Annotated in this window: 13 protein-coding genes; 2 read left to right on the plus strand and 11 right to left on the minus strand. The window is 45.6% G+C overall.

Annotated features, from left to right (window positions below; all coding sequences use genetic code 11):
- Positions 1-22: 22 nt before the first annotated feature.
- The 7 genes from DWB64_RS07075 to DWB64_RS07105 all read right to left on the minus strand — a co-directional run bounded on the left by DWB64_RS07075 (position 23) and on the right by DWB64_RS07105 (position 7,393).
- Positions 23-667 (minus strand): response regulator transcription factor, encoded by a 645-nt coding sequence (locus tag DWB64_RS07075; RefSeq protein ID WP_129487512.1) that lies wholly within the window; start codon positions 665-667, stop codon positions 23-25.
- Positions 660-1,808, minus strand: coding sequence for a sensor histidine kinase (locus DWB64_RS07080; RefSeq protein ID WP_164980291.1), 1,149 nt, complete (start codon positions 1,806-1,808; stop codon positions 660-662). Before DWB64_RS07080 ends, DWB64_RS07075 begins: the two co-directional genes overlap by 8 nt.
- Before the next feature lie 1,288 nt (positions 1,809-3,096).
- Positions 3,097-3,261 carry a FeoB-associated Cys-rich membrane protein gene (locus tag DWB64_RS07085; protein WP_129487514.1) on the minus strand — a complete coding sequence of 55 codons (165 nt, stop codon included), beginning with the start codon at positions 3,259-3,261 and terminating at the stop codon, positions 3,097-3,099.
- Positions 3,262-3,265: 4 nt separating this feature from the next.
- Positions 3,266-5,218: a ferrous iron transport protein B gene (gene feoB, locus DWB64_RS07090; RefSeq protein ID WP_243118954.1), complete on the minus strand. Its 1,953-nt coding sequence runs from the start codon at positions 5,216-5,218 to the stop codon at positions 3,266-3,268.
- A gap of 104 nt (positions 5,219-5,322) precedes the next feature.
- Complete coding sequence (locus DWB64_RS07095; RefSeq protein ID WP_129487516.1) at positions 5,323-5,544, minus strand: FeoA family protein; 222 nt, start codon at positions 5,542-5,544, stop codon at positions 5,323-5,325.
- Positions 5,545-5,696: 152 nt separating this feature from the next.
- A complete protein-coding gene (locus tag DWB64_RS07100; RefSeq protein ID WP_129487517.1) occupies positions 5,697-6,179 on the minus strand; it encodes a flavodoxin in 483 nt (160 codons plus the stop codon).
- Entirely contained in the window at positions 6,176-7,393 is a 1,218-nt protein-coding gene (locus tag DWB64_RS07105; protein WP_129487518.1) for an NAD(P)/FAD-dependent oxidoreductase, read from the minus strand. The genes DWB64_RS07100 and DWB64_RS07105 overlap by 4 nt, the downstream gene beginning before the upstream one ends.
- Before the next feature lie 92 nt (positions 7,394-7,485).
- On the opposite strand from DWB64_RS07105, the gene DWB64_RS07110 reads away from it, so the two are divergent.
- Entirely contained in the window at positions 7,486-8,700 is a 1,215-nt protein-coding gene (locus DWB64_RS07110) for a BREX system ATP-binding domain-containing protein (protein WP_164980292.1), read from the plus strand.
- 27 nt (positions 8,701-8,727) lie between these two features.
- Here the strand turns inward: DWB64_RS07110 and DWB64_RS07115 are convergent, their stop codons facing one another.
- Genes DWB64_RS07115 through DWB64_RS07130 form a run of 4 tightly spaced genes read right to left on the minus strand, consistent with a single transcriptional unit; the run spans position 8,728 to position 14,754 of the window.
- Complete coding sequence (locus DWB64_RS07115) at positions 8,728-10,959, minus strand: diguanylate cyclase (protein ID WP_164980293.1); 2,232 nt, start codon at positions 10,957-10,959, stop codon at positions 8,728-8,730.
- Between the two features lie 11 nt (positions 10,960-10,970).
- Positions 10,971-13,109, minus strand: coding sequence for a diguanylate cyclase (locus tag DWB64_RS07120; RefSeq protein WP_129487521.1), 2,139 nt, complete (start codon positions 13,107-13,109; stop codon positions 10,971-10,973).
- A 56-nt stretch (positions 13,110-13,165) separates the two neighbouring features.
- On the minus strand, positions 13,166-13,912 hold the full coding sequence (truA, locus tag DWB64_RS07125; protein WP_129487522.1) for a tRNA pseudouridine(38-40) synthase TruA: 747 nt from the start codon (positions 13,910-13,912) through the stop codon (positions 13,166-13,168).
- On the minus strand, positions 13,912-14,754 hold the full coding sequence (locus tag DWB64_RS07130; RefSeq protein WP_129487523.1) for a DegV family protein: 843 nt from the start codon (positions 14,752-14,754) through the stop codon (positions 13,912-13,914). Before DWB64_RS07130 ends, truA begins: the two co-directional genes overlap by 1 nt.
- A 161-nt stretch (positions 14,755-14,915) precedes the next feature.
- On the opposite strand from DWB64_RS07130, the gene DWB64_RS07135 reads away from it, so the two are divergent.
- Positions 14,916-16,280: an MATE family efflux transporter gene (locus tag DWB64_RS07135; protein WP_129487524.1), complete on the plus strand. Its 1,365-nt coding sequence runs from the start codon at positions 14,916-14,918 to the stop codon at positions 16,278-16,280.
- Positions 16,281-16,303 lie beyond the last annotated feature (23 nt).

The following is a 16,303-nucleotide window of genomic DNA, read 5'->3' on the forward strand; positions in this document are numbered from 1 at the left end:
ACTGCGCCTCACATGGGCGTCCTTAGCCTACGACATTGTTATGAATCGCAAAAATTGCAAGCTGTGTCCGGTCTCTGAGTTCAAGCTTTGAGAGCATGCGTGTGATGTTGTTCTTTACCGTTCCCTCCGTGATAAAGAGCGACTTTGCGATTTCCTTATTGCTCTTCCCTTGACCGATCAGTTTCAAGATATCCACTTCTCTTTGGGTAAGCTCATCGATTATCGGATTCCTTACAGGCGCTTGGACTGTTCCTTTTAACCTTGCCATCACCGTTGTCGCAGCGTGTTCGTTAAGGAGTGTGCCGCCTCCGCTTACGGTCCTTATGGCGTTTGCAATCTCATCTGGCGCAGTATCCTTTAGCAGGTAGCCCGATGCGCCGTACTTGAGTGCGTCGAGTACGTAATTGTCGTCTAAGAAGGTGGTGAGCACCAGTACTTTAACCTCGGGGTACAGATCCTTGACCCTTTTGGTGGTTTCGACACCGTCAAGGTTAGGCATTTGTATGTCCATGACGACCACATCGCATGTCTGATTTTTCAGTTCAAAGAGCAGCGCCTCACCGTCCGGTGCGGTGGCGACCACTTCTAGGTCCTCTTCCATGTTGAGTATTGTCTTCAATCCGCTAAGCACGATGAGCTGGTCATCTGCTATCATTATTCTAATCATGGTCTCCCCCAAGCGGCAGTATCCCTTTTACGGTAAAGCCTTTGTCTGTTTCAAATTTGACGGCACCGGATAAGGCCTCAACCCGCTCTGTGATTCCCTTTAAACCGTACCCTTCACCAGAATCCTGTGCGCCTATTCCGTTGTCAGCGATGCTGAACACGATTCCGGCCTCTTCTTTGATGATGATGATCTGCACAAAGCTTGCATGGGCGTGCTTCGCGATATTTGTTAGCGACTCCTGAACCACCCTGAAGAGCGTCGTGACCGTTTGCTCATTTAGGTCTTCCTCTGGTACATCGATGGTCCTTATTATGGTCCAGTCACTCTTGCTCTCGAATTCAGAGATCAGGTTTTCGATCTCCTTTACACCCAAGCGCTCAGACGGCAGCCTTAAGGCGCTGACGACCTGTCTGATGTCACTTAGCCCTTTCTTCACAGAGGTTTTCGCCTGCTGCAGTATTGCTTTTAGCTCATCATCCTCAGACTTTCTTTGAGCCATTTCAAGCGACATCACCGTCGCTATCAAGTCGTGCCCGAGGGTGTCGTGTATCTCACGGGCGAGTCTTGTGCGTTCTTCCAGGGCGGCAAGCTCCTTGACCTGATCGGAATAGGCTTTGAGCTGCTTATGCGCCTTCAACAGTTCCTGGTAGAGCACTTCCTTCTCACTACGCTGGGCGTCGATCTCTTTAAAGAGTGAAAGGGCGACAATCAGCGAGATGCCTACAAGACCCAAAAACGCCGTTTGTGCGATGTTTCCAACGCTTAAGCTGATACTTAAAAGGTAGACGTATTTAAGCATGGATGCCGCCACGGCGGCTCCGGCAAGCAGATACCACTTCACACCAGCGACTCCGAATGTCATATCGATCAGGAGCGTGAGATAAGCGATATGGAAAAAGTAATTGACCACATAGCGCGACTGCATCTCTAAAATGACCAGCAACAGGATCTCTAAAACAAAGGTCATAAAAACACGCCTGTCCTCATGAAAGAAAACCCTGAAAACGTGCTGTAATACGATCAACCCGCACAATCCGAACAGGGTGAAAAAGCGAACCCCCTGAACATCGTCAAACCAGATTCCGATCATAAGCACAAGGGCGATCGGTAGAATATGTAATAATTTATTTTTTATCGGCATAAGAAAACCTCCTAATTCATTATAGCAGATATGGGAATGCATAAAGTGGACTTCCACATTTTCTTAAAGACGCTCCGCTCCAACTGCAAGGCAATCCTTCCTAGCCCTAATATCCTTCCTTGCATTTCAAGCGAAGCGCCTTAAAAGTACATGTTCAATTGAAAAATGCCAGCCAGCACCTAATGATCAGCCGCTAGCTAGCAAAAGAGTTGTATAAAAAGAACCCTTAGTGTGGTTTTCAAAATATGCACTGCTCCCAAAACTCTAAATCAGAGGATGTAAGAGAAGTGCCATCTATAAAACCACACTAAGGGTTGGTCATAACAATTCTTCATTCACCTAATAACTATCCGCCATTCATCAAATCTCACTCTCCCTCACCTTCTCCCTAAGACGCTCCGCTCCAAAAGCAAGGCAATAATCACTCACCTACCTATCCTTCCTTGCATTTCAAGCGCAGCACCTTAAAAGTATATGTTCAATTGAAAAATGCCAGCCAGCACCTAATGATCAGCCGCTAGCTAGCAAAAGAGTTGTATAAAAAGAACCCTTAGTGTGGTTTTGAAAATATGCACTGCTCCCAAAACTCTAAATCAGAGGATGTACGAGAAGTGCCATCTATAAAACCACACTAAGGGTTGGTCATAACAGTTCTTCATTCACCTAATAACTATCCGCCAGTCATCAAATCTCACTCTCCCTCACCTTCTCCCTAAGACGCTCCGCTCCAAAAGCAAGGCAATAATCACTCACCTACCTATCCTTCCTTGCATTTCAAGCGCAGCGCCTTAAAAGTATATGTTCAATTGAAAAATGCCAGCCAGCACCTAATGATCAGCCGCTAGCTAGCAAAAGAGTTGCATAAAAAGAACCCTTAGTGTGGTTTTCAAAATATGCACTGCTCCCAAAACTCTAAATCAGAGGATGTAAGAGAAGTGCCATCTATAAAACCACACTAAGGGTTGGTCATAACAATTCTTCATTCACCTAATAACTATCCGCCATTCATCAAATCTCACTCTCCCTAAGACGCTCCGCTCCAAAAGCAAGGCAATAATCACTCACCTACCTATCCTTCCTTGCATTTCAAGCGCAGCGCCTTAAAAGTACATGTTCAGATGAAAAGTTTCAGCTGGTTTCAAATGAGCAAAAACAATGTAATAAAAGAGTTGCATAAAAAGAACCCTTAGTGTGGTTTTATAATCAGTCCTCCTTTAAATACTCTGCAATCATACTATTGCAGAAAAAAAAAGCCATGCGGCTAGAATCCACATGGCTGATAGTACTCTTATAAGTCGTCAATATTGACCTTGGTGCTGCAGCTACCGCTCGAGCAGTCGCTCGGGCATCCGCTGCAGGATCCTTTTTTCGTGTTCTTGATGGTGTTTTTCACATTGATGGCGACAAGTATTCCTATTCCTACCGCCAGTAGAATTGTGATGAGTGTTCCCATTTGATTACCCCCAGATGAATGTTCCTACTTGATAGACTAGCATGGCTACAAACCAAGCTATCGCCAACTGATAAACCACTGAGAAACCTGTCCACTTCCAAGAGTTGGTCTCTTTCTTTATCGCTCCGATAACCGCCACACAAGGTGTGTAGAGTAGGACGAATACCAAGAAGGCATACGCAGCTATCGGTGTGAAAAACCCGCTCATGTTCTGGTAAAATCCTGCAGCTGTTATGTCCTCGGCAAAACCGAAGGCGATCGCCATGTTCGACACAACCACTTCCTTGGCTACAAGACCTGTCAAAAGAGAAAGACCGGCCTGCCATGAACCGAATCCGAGAGGCGTAAGGAAGTAGCCGATGACTCCCCCGATGGAGGCGCCGAAGCTCTCATTCATCTCGACCATTCCACTAAAGTTGAAGTTCATCACAAACCATAAGATAACAGAAGCCGCGAAAATGACGGTACCTGCCTTATATACATAACCTTTTACACGTTCCCATACGTGAATCAAAAGCGATTTCACACTTGGAAGCCTGTAAGGGGGAATCTCCATTACAAAATGGGATTCTCCGGCCTTTAGAATTGTTTTTCTTAAGACAAACGCCGCAAGCAGCGCGATGACGATTCCTAAAAAGTATAACGAGCCCATGATAAGCGTTTCGTTGCCTGGGAAGAATGCTCCTGCAAACAGAACATATACAGGAAGTCTAGCACCACATGACATGAAGGGATTGATTAGAATCGTGAGCAACCTGTCCTTTTCGTTATCTAGGGTTCTTGTCGCCATGATCGCAGGCACATTACATCCGAACCCTAAGATCATTGGAATGAAAGCTTTGCCGTTGAGTCCGACTCTTCTTAAGTACTTGTCCATGATAAAGGCGACACGCGCCATATAGCCAGAATCCTCAAGAAAAGAGATTGCGATGAACATGATTGCGATATTGGGCACGAAGGTAAGGACTCCGCCTACACCCCCGATGATCCCATCCACGACAAGGGCTCTCATCCATTCGGCGACACCCATGGTGATAAATGCCTCACTGACCCAAACACTGAGATAGTCGCTAAAGAACACGTCGATGTAATCAAGTCCGATGTTACCTAAATCAAAGGTCAGTTTGAACACGCCAAGCATCACCAGGATAAACATGGGAATCCCGAATACAGGATTTAACATCAGCGTATCCACCGCATCCGAAAGCTTATGGAAATTTCTGTTTTTTATGAAAAAATGATTTCTTGTGATGATTTCAACAGAATCGTATCGTTCCTTGGTCACCGCTTCTGTGATGTTCTGGAGTCCGTCCATCTTGATATTGTGCGTCAGAATAAAGGACTCATCTCCATCGATCACACGTAGCGCGTCTTTTCTCTGAGGTAATTGCATCTGAAGCTTTTCAATCGCATCTTCCACTTTCTTTGAGTAGACCGGCGCCACCGGACGGTAGGCTACTTTGCCTTCAGCAAGTGCGATGACACGTTCCATCACTTCTTCAAGTCCGCGCTTCTTTACAGCTACAATCGGTACGAAGTCCACTGCGAGCCTCTCGCTTAAACCATCAATATCTATCGTACCACCTGTTTTTTCAACCTCATCCATCATGTTGAGCGCAACCACCATCGGCGTGCCTGTTTCAATGATCTGGGTCGTCAAATAAAGGTTCCTCTCCAGTGCCGACGCGTCAACGATATTGATTACGACATCGACGGCATCGCTCATGATAAAATCGCGTGCGATCTTTTCTTCCAGGGAGTTTGGCGACAAGCTGTAGGTACCAGGCAGATCGATGACCTCTATCGTATAGTCGCCGTATCTGTATTCACCTGATTTTTTTTCAACTGTCACACCCGCCCAGTTTCCTACATAGTGTTTGGCGCCTGTATAGGCGTTGAATAATGTGGTTTTTCCGCAGTTTGGATTTCCTGCCAGAGCTACTCTGATCGTTGACATGCTATTACTCCTCATATATAATACGTTTTTGTAATGAAAACCATTCTCATCGTCGAGCTTTTAAAAAGTATTGACTTGAGCCAATACTTTCTTATAATTGTCTACTATGCTAATTCAACTTCGATTTTATCGATGATTCCTCTTCCAAGCGCCAGACGCGCACCTCTAACCTCGATGATCCAAGGTCCCAGTTTGGAATGTTTGACTATTTCTAATTTCACACCGTCGGTTAAGCCGAGATTGTTCAATTTTCTTTTGAGTTCTTTACCCCAAGAAATCTCTTTTAGCACTACGGTCTGTCCCTTTTTTGTATGTGATAAAGGCATACGATCCCTCCTAGTTGAGTAGTAAATGACTATAGAATTTGATGCTGATAGTCGTTCTCATATCTTATACCCTAATCTTATTCGAATTGATACTCATTGTCAATACGTAAGCAATTATTAAGTGTCCAAATATCTGACACCTAATATTTTACTTATAAATCAAACATGCTTCTCACCCAAAGTTCAGCCCTTGTGAAGATTTCATCCTCATTTTGCTTCTCAATGTCGAACGCTTCCTGACCGATGATCTTAAAACCCTCAAGCGCATCGCCGAATTTCTCAAAGATGTGTCCGCAGTCCTTGTCGAAAGTCGCAAACAGGGCGATCTGCTGATCCGTCCAAGTGGCAAGATCCAAGAAGGTCTGAATCGCCGAAGCGAAAGTTCCCATCCAAACCGGTGAACCGATAATGACGGTCTTGTACTTGGACAGGTCGATATCCGACTGCTCTAGAACCACCTGCTGATTTAAAAGGACTTGAATCCTTCCTTTAATGTGCTTGCTCATGCTGTTTGGATCCAGATCATGGATAGGCTTAAGCGCCAACGTATCAAAGTTGAACTTTTTGGAAAGGTGCTCGGAGATACCTTTACAATTTCCTTCTAAAGAATAAAATACAATCAGCGTGTCGCTCATTCAAGTTCCTCCTTCACGATCTGTTTTGCTGCAGAATATCCCATACTAAGTGCTGCTTGTATATTATACCCACCTGTATCGCCATCTATGTCAACAACTTCACCGACAGCGTATATTCTTTTGTGCTTTTTCAGCGCAAAGGTCTTTAGTGAGACCTCTTCAAGCGAAACACCGCCTGAGGTTGCCATCGCCTGTTTAAATCCGATCGCCTTGAAATCGCTTATTCTATAATCTGTAAAGATCGCTCCTAGACTCTGCCTGTTCTTTTTGGATACCTCGCTCATCTTCAAGGTGGGGTCAATCCCAGATCGACTTAGGAGTTCCAGTATGAAGGCCTTTGGTAGGTCAAGCGTCTCCAGTACCGTCTTCAACTGCCTTTTTCCGTTTTGGGTCGCCGAATCGATAAGAAAACGGTCGAACTGGGACTTATCCATGTCCAAAAAATTAAAGGATAGGACATCGCCCGGTTCAAAGCTTCTGCTCGAATTCAAGATAAGCGGGCCTGAAAACCCCTTATGAGTGATAAGCAGGTCATCCGTAGACCTCAGGACCTGCCCGCCCTTTCTCAGGATCGTCAGTGTCACCCCTTTAAAGCTAAGTCCTGATAAAGGGGTAAAGGCGTCACTTAATGAGATACCCGTAAGCGCCGGCTTGATGGCCATAATGTCTACGCCAAGCGCCTTGAACCAGGCATAGGCGTCTCCTGTGGTCCCCAGAAGCGGATAACTTGCTCCCCCAGTCGCCACAACAACCGTCGATGCTGTATACTCATCCTTAAGTGTTCTGACCAGCCACTTCCCATCCACAGCCTCCACACCGGTCACCGGTTCATCCATGAGGATCTTCACCTTAAACTCTTTCAGCGCGCCGGCAAATGCTTCGATGACACTGCTGCTTTTCAGACTTTTAGGAAAAACCTTGCCATCTTCCCTGATCAAAGGCTCAACGCCAAGTGATCTGAGGTAGGCGATCGCATCTCTTGCGTCGAATGCTTTTAGGGCATGTCTCAGCTGTTTTCCTTTTGTTCCATAATGGGTCATGAGGATATCCTTATCCTCATCGTGCGTATAATTGCACATCCCGCCTCCTGAGGCAAGTATTTTTTTACCCAAGACCTTGTTTTTTTCGATAATTGTGGTTTCAAGACCGGCTCTGGCGCATTCAAGTGCGCAGATCAGTCCAGACGGGCCACTGCCAATAACGATTACGCTCATCGCAACCTCCCCTTAATCGGATAGTCAACTTAACTGATACATTGTTTTTATTGTAAAATTACTCTAGAATGGTAATGAAGGAGGTGACCGCTTTGACACAGACCGACGCACTTGTCTTACTAAACGCATTTAGAATGGGAGTCGTTCCAGGACCCATACTTAGTGGTACGATCGACAGAAAGAAAATCACCGACAGGTTGAGACTTTTTATCGAGGAACTGGAAAACAATAAGACAAACGCACTTCTGATAAAAGGTGAATACGGCAGCGGTAAAAGTCATACGCTCAGTCACTTTAGGTATGAGGCCGTCAAACGTGGTTTTGTCGTTTCTCAAATCACGATCGATCAGGGATTCAAGTTAAACCGCCTGGATGAGCTATACCATGAAATCATGCACAACCTATATGCCACAGACGGTTCAAACATGGCCTCATTCGAAGACATGTTCGGCATTTGGATCGATAATTTAAGGCACTCACCGGACCGGAGCCTTGCAAGCCATCAGATCAAATTCGTCATCGATGAGATGAACAGGCATCACGATTCCTTCAGCAGGGCCTTTTTAGGCTATATCAGGGCATCCCTTGTAAACGACACCGAAAAGGCTCACGTATGCGCAGCCTGGCTTCGTGGTGATAAGAATATTCCCGCAGCTGCAAAACGCGATTTTGGAATCGTCGGGACAATCGATCAGAACAACGCCTTTCACTTTATCAAGGCTTTCTCACATCTTGTGACACTACTCGGCCATAAGGGACTCATACTTATGATCGACGAGCTGGACCTGATCCGCAGCTTAAGGGCGGACAGCAGAACGTCGACCTATGCGACCCTAAGAGAAATCATCGATTCGCAATTTGGAGGAGCACTTGGAAATTTCGGGGTCATCCTTGCCGGAACTCCAGAGTTTTACATGGATCCCTCAACAGGAGTTGCAAGCCATATTCCCCTTGCCCAGCGTTTCGGCCTTGTAGAAGGTATGAAAAACCATCAGGAGCAACTCTTTGATATCGCATCTCTGACAACCGATGACTTATACCTGATCAGTGAGAACATCATGAGTATCTACCAGGTCGCCTACGCTCAGATGGAGATGCCTACCTTCGAAAACGCCTGCCATTTGGTCCTTATGGAGATGAAAAAAAGTAAGCTCGCCTTTTCTTCCATCACCATCCGAATGTTCATCCAGCAATTCATCTCGCTCCTTGACGAGATGAGAAAACACCCTCACCAGAAAATCTATCAGTCTAACCTGACGTTTGAGCTGACTGAAAACGGTGAGATGCGGTTTAAAAATAGATTATAGCTGAACAGATTATAATAAAGAGAATGCCTATGCATTCTCTTTACTCTTATAGTTATGTACTTCCACACGGTTTCTGCCTTTGTTCTTCGCTTCATACAGGCATTCGTCTGCAAAAAGGATGAGCATTCTGCGTTCGTCGTTTTCTTTGGGTACGATGGTCGCAAGTCCGATACTGATCGTCAGAAAACCTGTCGTCGTCATTTCATTGATGATTCCAAGCTCAGAAATGGCTGTCCTCAGTTCCTGAGCGAGAACATACGCCTCCTCTGAGGTGATGTCCGTCATCACAGCCACAAACTCCTCTCCACCATATCTGGCAAACAGACGTCCGCTAAACCTAAACGCCTTGTTTAGCTTTTGCGCGACCGCTATCAATACTTCGTCACCCTTTAAATGTCCATAATGGTCGTTAAACATTTTAAAGTAGTCTATATCAATCATCATCAGATGGATTTCTGTCTTTTTAATCATCGCGATTTCAAAGAGCTGCTCAAAGACATCTTCAAACCGCCTTCTGTTAGGCACCTTTGTCAGACCGTCTATCTCAGAAATGTTCTTTAGCTCTGCGTTTAACCTCTCGAGCTCCCTTTGGGCCTTAAGCCTCGTTGTGATTTCCTGTTCCAGTTTTTTCGACTTTTTCGCATTGTTTATCGCGATGGCAAGATAAGCGCTTAGGGCGTTTATCAAATCGAACTGGTCCTCATCATAACCATCCTTTTCATAACACTGCACAGAACACACACCTATGACATTGTCATTATAACGTAGCGGCACACAAATCAGTGATTGTACGGCAATCTCGTTTGTCACAAGCATCTTCTCGCTAAACTCAGGCATTTCTAAAGCGACATCACCAGACCTTACCAGCGACGACTCACGATAGACTTTTGCCAAAAGGCTATTGGGATCCTCTATCGAAATGCAAATATCCGACTCGAGTTGACCTTCTTCAAAAGTGGTCAGGTTCACAAGATGCGTGCCCTCATCGTTGAGCATCACCATGATAAAGGCGTCGATAGGCATATGCGATCTCAAACTGTTGAACACCGAAAACATGATCTCTGAAAGGTCCAGTGTGGATGTGATCTGCTGACCGATCTTACTGATCAGCTGAATGCGTGTATACGCTTGTTCCAGTTGGTTCTTTTTTGCCACAAGCTCATCAGACTTTAGTCTTAGCTCTTCATTCTTCTGTTTGACCACCGCTCTTTCTTCCAAAGACTCCTCGATTTCAAACCTGATCTGCATCGCATTGATCTGTTGAAGATTGATCTGCTTGCTATGTTCCTTCTCAAGCGTCTGATACGCCTTGAAGTACTCTATGGACTTTTCTTGATCCCCTATCAGATCATATGCCTTTGCAAGCTCCACATGCAGTTCCATACGTGGAATCAAATTACCTTCCTTCAACGACAGACTCCTTGCGAACTCAAGAATTTCGATGATTTCGGTCAGGTCCGCGCCCAGCTGTCCCTTCAGCTTGGAATAGTAGATGATGGTCCTGATCAAGTTCCTGTTGTCCTCCAACTGCTGGCAGATCTCGATGGATTCCTTATACCTGGCATCCATCAACTCGTACTCACCTCTACCGAAGTGAACGATCATCTCCACGTATTTCACATGCGAGAGTTCCAGATCGACATTCTCCCGATTGGAGAGCTCGTACACTTGATTGCAGTAGTCCATCGCCTTTTCATAGGCTTTTCTCATCGCCTCGATTTCACCTAGGTTGATCAGGATGATCGACTTGAGCCTGTGGTATAGGTTGCGATTGGATGTGGTTTCATCCAGATGCTTGTAGGCAAGCTCGTAATAATGGTATGCGCTGTCGATATCGCCAAGGTCGTTGTAGAGTTCACCGATGTTATTGGCACCGACACTCATCACAAGCTCCACCTTATGCTCCTCACCCAGTCGCATGGTCTTCATATAGGCGTTGAGCGCCCTATCCGTGACACCAAGCTCGGCAAGTGCGTTACCTTTTGAATTGAACGCTTTACATAGCATGGTATAGTTTTCATGATCATAACACATGGCAATCAGATGATTGATTGAATTTAGCGACTGGCTGTAATGGCTTAATGTGAGTTCTATGTTTGCTTTTTTTAAAAGCAACTCAAAATAGAAGTCGAGGTCGTCCTGCGCTTCAACACTTCCTAACAGGTCCTCCACCAGCTCATAGGCCTTAATAGGGTTCGTCGACATTGCCATATTCAGCTCATTGCTAAGTATTCCTATCTCTTGTTGGCTTAGTCCCATAACGCCACTCCTCATGCAGTCGAAATTTGATTTCGTCCTTGTAATTTGGCACGGTACAGTTGTTGATCGGCAGCCTTGATCAAATTGTAAAAATCAGCTTCCTTTGTTAGAATCCCAGTATGTATGCCGATACTGATCGTCACCTTGTCATTCAGATCCAAAAGGGTTGTCAGTCCCTTAACTTCTTCTAAGAGTTCTACGCAGGCTTGGCCGATCGCTCTGACATGAATTGCCGATGCGATCACAAGAAACTCTTCCCCGCCAAATCTTGTCACTAAAAAATCGTCCTTAACAAATTTATCCTTAATCAGTTTCCCAAGCAATTTCAGCAGCCTATCGCCATTGACATGTCCATGGGTGTCGTTAAAGCGCTTAAAATGATCAAGGTCCATCACGGTCACCACCATCTCACATGGCATAGGCGTACTCATCATCCACTGCGAAATGCCATTTGCAAGTCCCGTCCTATTGAACAATCCGGTCAATGGGTCCATGCTCGATTTTTCTTTCAGTTCGAAATTCTTATCCCTTAAGGCGACTAAGGTATGATGGTGCATGACCTGCTGTTTGGCGATTTCCTTTTGTTTGTCGTGAAGGTTTAAAGCACCGGCGACCACCAGGCCGAACAGATTGAACAGGGCCTCGTCGTAGTCGCTGTAGTAATCGATATGATGGTGCTGCACACTGATCACTCCAATGGAGTTTTCGCATGTCAAAAGCGGAACAAACATCATCGACTGTGATGGTCCGGCCCCTTTATCCTTTCCCTTAAATGACTGATTGAAATCAAAGCTATCACTTCCTATTCTGACCGTCTGCTTCGAGCTGATCGCATGATAGGCATAGCTTGGAAAGGTCAGGTCCTGTTTGAAGTTCCTAAGGATTTCACCTTTTGATTCTATGTACTCGAAATCGATGAGCTGCTTGTCCTCCGATAAAAATCCGACTAAAAAATCTGAATAGCCGATCATCCTTGGAAGGTGGGTGGTACACAAGCGGTAGATGTCGTCCTTTGACCTAGTCTTTGCAAGCGCCATCGAAAACCGCTCAAGTTCATCAAGCTTTTGAGTGGCGATATTTAGCGCTTTGGTTTCCTTCACCAGATTGACGTTCATCTCTTCAAGTAAGGCCGACTGCCTGTTGGCAATCACCTTTTCACTTTTGAGCCTATGCCTTTCGACATTGGCGTTGAGTCTGTCAATCTGCTGCTTCTTGATATGCCGGTGGATCTCACTGCTGAGTTCCACATGTTTTCTATGGTTTTCAAGACATTGTTCAATGTTGCCCGACTTTTCATATAAACAACCCAGTTCATAAAAACTATTGCCGATGAGTCGTGCCAGATCCAACTCGATCAAGGCTTCAGTCGCATGTTCAAAACACTCAGTAGCGGACTGTGTCTCCCCGAGTCTCAGGTAGACCTCAGCCATTCGCTTGTTGAGCATAGCAAGATCCTTTTTAATATCAGTTTTTAAAAACTGATGTTTTGCCCTTCTAAAACAAGCAAGTGCCTCACGCTCTCTTCCGACTGAGGCAAGTATCCTCCCCTTGCTTTCTAGAGCGAAGCCCAGCCACCGCTTGCCGAGCTGTTGCTCGATTTTCATCACGACCTCGTCGATCAGTTCGAGGGCTTTGTCCTGTTGGCCTACTCCGGAAAGAGCGAAAGCATAGTGGCAATACATTCCTAAATGGCCGTTTCCGCCATAATCGTCATTTTCAATCGCCTTTTCAAAATAACCGCAGGCTTCACGGTATGCCTGAAGGTCGTTCGATATGTATCCCAGATTGTTATATAGTTTATAAAGCAGGTCATTTCTGTTCATCAGCTTCGCACGATAAACCGACTGCTGATACAGATCATGAGCTTCGACAAAATATCCTTGGATATTGAGCACACCCGCTTTTAGATTCAGCCATTTTGTTTCTTCGAGTAGAGATAAGCTTGCGTTAGAAAGAGCGTAATCAGAGAGGGCTTTGGCACTTTGGTAATTGCCGGTCAAATAAGTGCCTTTCGCTATCAGATACAGCAGTTCAAACCGCTTGTGGCTATCCATATGGTAGGCATGGCAATAATGCCTTCGAATTTCTTCAATTGCATTTTGCGGATGGTATTCAAGTTGTTTTTCAAGCCTCTGATAGTCCCACTTCATGATAGTTCCCCCTAAACCTAATCATAGCATAATGAGCACAAAAAAACGATGCGCTTTTACGCATCGTCCTCATCGTTATACATGACCTGTACTAAAAACAGTCCCTTTGCCGGAGCAAGTCCCGGAACTTCTGAACGGTTCTTCGCATCGAGTATTCTTCTTACCTCAAGGAATGAAAGTTCTCCGTATCCGACTGCCAGCAGGGTGCTTACAATCTTTCTGACCATATGGTAGAGAAATCCGTCTCCAAAGAAATCGATGGTGATTTGCCCCTCTTCTTCTGAAACAAAAATATCTTCAATCGTCTTTTCTGGTGATTTCTTGCCGATCTTCACATTGGTGAAGCTGGTGAAGTCGTGTTTGCCGATCAGTATGTTGGCTGCTTTTTGCATGGCGTCTAGGTCGAGCTGCTTCTCGGCTTGAACACTGTAATCCCTTTCAAAGGGCAGCACGATATCCTGCTGGATATTGTACCTATAGTGCTTTACTGTCGCATTATGTCTTGCATGGAACCTCGGGTCCGCTTTTTCAGCAGCCAGTACGCGGATATCGGCAGGCAAATAGTGATTGAGGTCCGTCTTGAGCTTTTTAGGATCTACCTTCTTGACTGTTTTAAAGTTCGCGACCTGTCCCATCGCATGAACACCCGCGTCCGTCCTACCCGCACCGATTATCTCGATGGGTTCTTCAAGAAGCTGAGTCAGCGTTTCCTCTATTTTACCTTGAATAGATTTTTTGTCTTTCAGCCGTTGCCATCCGGCGTAGTGTGTACCGTCATAGGCAATAATCAATTTAATATTCATCAAGTCAACTCCTGAATGACAACACCCAGTAGGCCCGGGCCTGTGTGCACGGTAAGTACCGGGCTGATCTGTTCCAGCACGACCTCTTTAACATAGTCAAATGTGGCGATGACCTCTTTGATCTTAAAAGCTTCTTCCTCCGCATCGCCATGAAGCACGCCTACTTTGATCGATTGACCCGCGTGAGACTTGACGATCTCAATCAGTTCGACAATTGATTTTTTTCGGCCCCTTACCTTTTTATAGGTATAGTAGACGCCTTCCTCATTTACTGAAATGATGGGTTTGATGTTGAGTAGATCACCAACGGTACCTTCGACCTTACCGATTCTACCGCCTCTTTTTAGATATTCAAGCGTCTTTATCACGTAGTAGGTGTTTATCTTCTGACGCAAGGATTTCACATGCTCAACCAGGTCGTTGAATTCCATGCCTTCCCTTGCCGACTTCGCCGCCTCGAGCACCGCAAATCCTAAGCCGAGCGACAGGGACTTTGAATCGACAAGCGAGACCTTCATCTCCTTAAAATCAGATGTGATCTGCTTGACCATGTTGAAGGTTCCACTAAGCCCCGAAGAAATGAATACTCCAAGAACATGTGTGAATCCTTCACTCTTTAGCCTCTCAAGAAGTTCCTGCACATCTCCAGGAGCTGGTAGCGAGGTTTTTGGAACCTCAATACCAAGATTCCTGTAAATCTCATCGGAAGTTATCTCGGTTCTATCTCTATACTCTCGGTCTTTATAAATAATCTTCAGTGATAGCATTTCAATATTGTTACTGCCTAGCTGTTCATTGGTCAAATCACAGCTTGAATCCGTTATAATAGCAATTTTCTCCATAATCTATCCCTCTCTTTCAATCATATATTCCTATTATAACAGAGAGTGCGCACAAATTACTAGTTATCGGTAATAATGCTGTGATAGTACACCTGCAAGTATTAACTTTCATACGTTTAATCACTTATGCTATACTCTTTTTATGCGGATTGGAGGTATCTATGATAAAACAAATGTTTAAAGATAAAGTATTCATTAGCACCCTGCTGACGATAGGAGTTCCCGTTGTGGTTCAGAACGTGATTTCCTCATCCCTCAACCTACTCGATGTGGTCATGATCGGACAGCTTGGCGAGCGCAGCATCAGCGCTGTCGGACTAGGCAATCAGTTGTTCTTCATTTTCGTTCTTCTGCTCTTTGGAACAAACAGCGGAGGAGCGATGTTTGTCGCACAGTTCTGGGGTAAAAGGGATTTACACAGCATACACAAGACCCTGGGCGTCGCGCTGACAATCAGCCTTATCGGGGCCGTCGTGTTTTCGGTGCTGGCCATCGCTTTCCCGAGTCAGGTACTTGGCTTGTTTTCTAAAGACGTCGGTGTGATCTCACTCGGCGCGTCCTATATGCGTATCGTCGGCTGGAGTTACCTCTTCACAGCGGTCAGTTTCAGCTTTGCCATCTCCTCCAGGTCGGTGGGCGATGCCAAGCTTCCCATGGTCGCAAGCGTCGCTTCTCTTATAACAAATTCCATACTGAATCTGGTGCTGATCTTCGGTCTGCTGGGCTTCCCGGCGCTTGGAGTAGTCGGAGCGGCCATTGCGACTGTGATCGCAAGACTTGTCGAGTTCAGCATTATCATCGGACGGATTTTCACAAGCGATCATCCCCTACGTGCGAAGATACGCGATTACTTCGATTTTGGCAGGGTCTTTGCAGCAAAAATACTCAAAAAGTCTTTCCCTGTCATTTTAAATGAATTTTTCTGGTCGATTGGAGTTTCATTGTATGTCGCCGCTTACGCCAGGTCAGGCACCGAGGCATATGCGGCCGTTCAGATCGCGCAGACTGTGGATAGGATCTTTTTCGTACTCGCATTCGGCATCGGAAGCTCCGCTGCCGTGATGATAGGCAATCTTCTTGGCGATAACAAAAGGGAAGAGGCTATCAAGTATTCACGCTATTTCAATATGCTCGCCGTCATGAGCGGTATCGCACTCGGCGGTCTTCTCATGCTCACCGGACCACTCTTTGTAAAGCTATACAACGTTTCGGACCTGGTGCGTGACAACGCCGTCAACATCATGTATGTCATAGGATTTTTCATGACTTTAAAAATCTGCAACGCGCTCCAGATCATCGGTACGCTTAGAGGTGGAGGAGATACGACCTATTCGCTCGTCATGGAGATTTCAAGCGTCTACTTGATCGGAGTTCCTATGGCCTTTCTGTCGACCGCTGTTTGGGGGCTCCCCATCTACATCTGTGTCGCGCTCGTCTCTTTAGAAGAAGTGACAAAAGCCGTCCTCGGATTCTACCGGTTGTTTTCCGACAAATGGGCCAACAATATCATCGACGATCTTGCATAAAAAATAAGTCGCCACTTGGCGAC

Source organism: Fusibacter sp. A1, assembly GCF_004125825.1.
GTDB lineage: Bacteria > Bacillota > Clostridia > Peptostreptococcales > Acidaminobacteraceae > QQWI01.

Coding starts and splice junctions, on each gene's coding strand:
- DWB64_RS07075 (WP_129487512.1), bottom strand. CDS start 667: ATGATTAGAATAATGATAGCAGATGACCAGCTCATCGTGCTTAGCGGA.
- DWB64_RS07080 (WP_164980291.1), bottom strand. CDS start 1,808: ATGCCGATAAAAAATAAATTATTACATATTCTACCGATCGCCCTTGTG.
- DWB64_RS07085 (WP_129487514.1), bottom strand. CDS start 3,261: ATGGGAACACTCATCACAATTCTACTGGCGGTAGGAATAGGAATACTT.
- feoB (WP_243118954.1), bottom strand. CDS start 5,218: ATGTCAACGATCAGAGTAGCTCTGGCAGGAAATCCAAACTGCGGAAAA.
- DWB64_RS07095 (WP_129487516.1), bottom strand. CDS start 5,544: ATGCCTTTATCACATACAAAAAAGGGACAGACCGTAGTGCTAAAAGAG.
- DWB64_RS07100 (WP_129487517.1), bottom strand. CDS start 6,179: ATGAGCGACACGCTGATTGTATTTTATTCTTTAGAAGGAAATTGTAAA.
- DWB64_RS07105 (WP_129487518.1), bottom strand. CDS start 7,393: ATGAGCGTAATCGTTATTGGCAGTGGCCCGTCTGGACTGATCTGCGCA.
- DWB64_RS07115 (WP_164980293.1), bottom strand. CDS start 10,959: ATGGGACTAAGCCAACAAGAGATAGGAATACTTAGCAATGAGCTGAAT.
- DWB64_RS07120 (WP_129487521.1), bottom strand. CDS start 13,109: ATGAAGTGGGACTATCAGAGGCTTGAAAAACAACTTGAATACCATCCG.
- truA (WP_129487522.1), bottom strand. CDS start 13,912: ATGAATATTAAATTGATTATTGCCTATGACGGTACACACTACGCCGGA.
- DWB64_RS07130 (WP_129487523.1), bottom strand. CDS start 14,754: ATGGAGAAAATTGCTATTATAACGGATTCAAGCTGTGATTTGACCAAT.
- DWB64_RS07135 (WP_129487524.1), top strand. CDS start 14,916: ATGATAAAACAAATGTTTAAAGATAAAGTATTCATTAGCACCCTGCTG.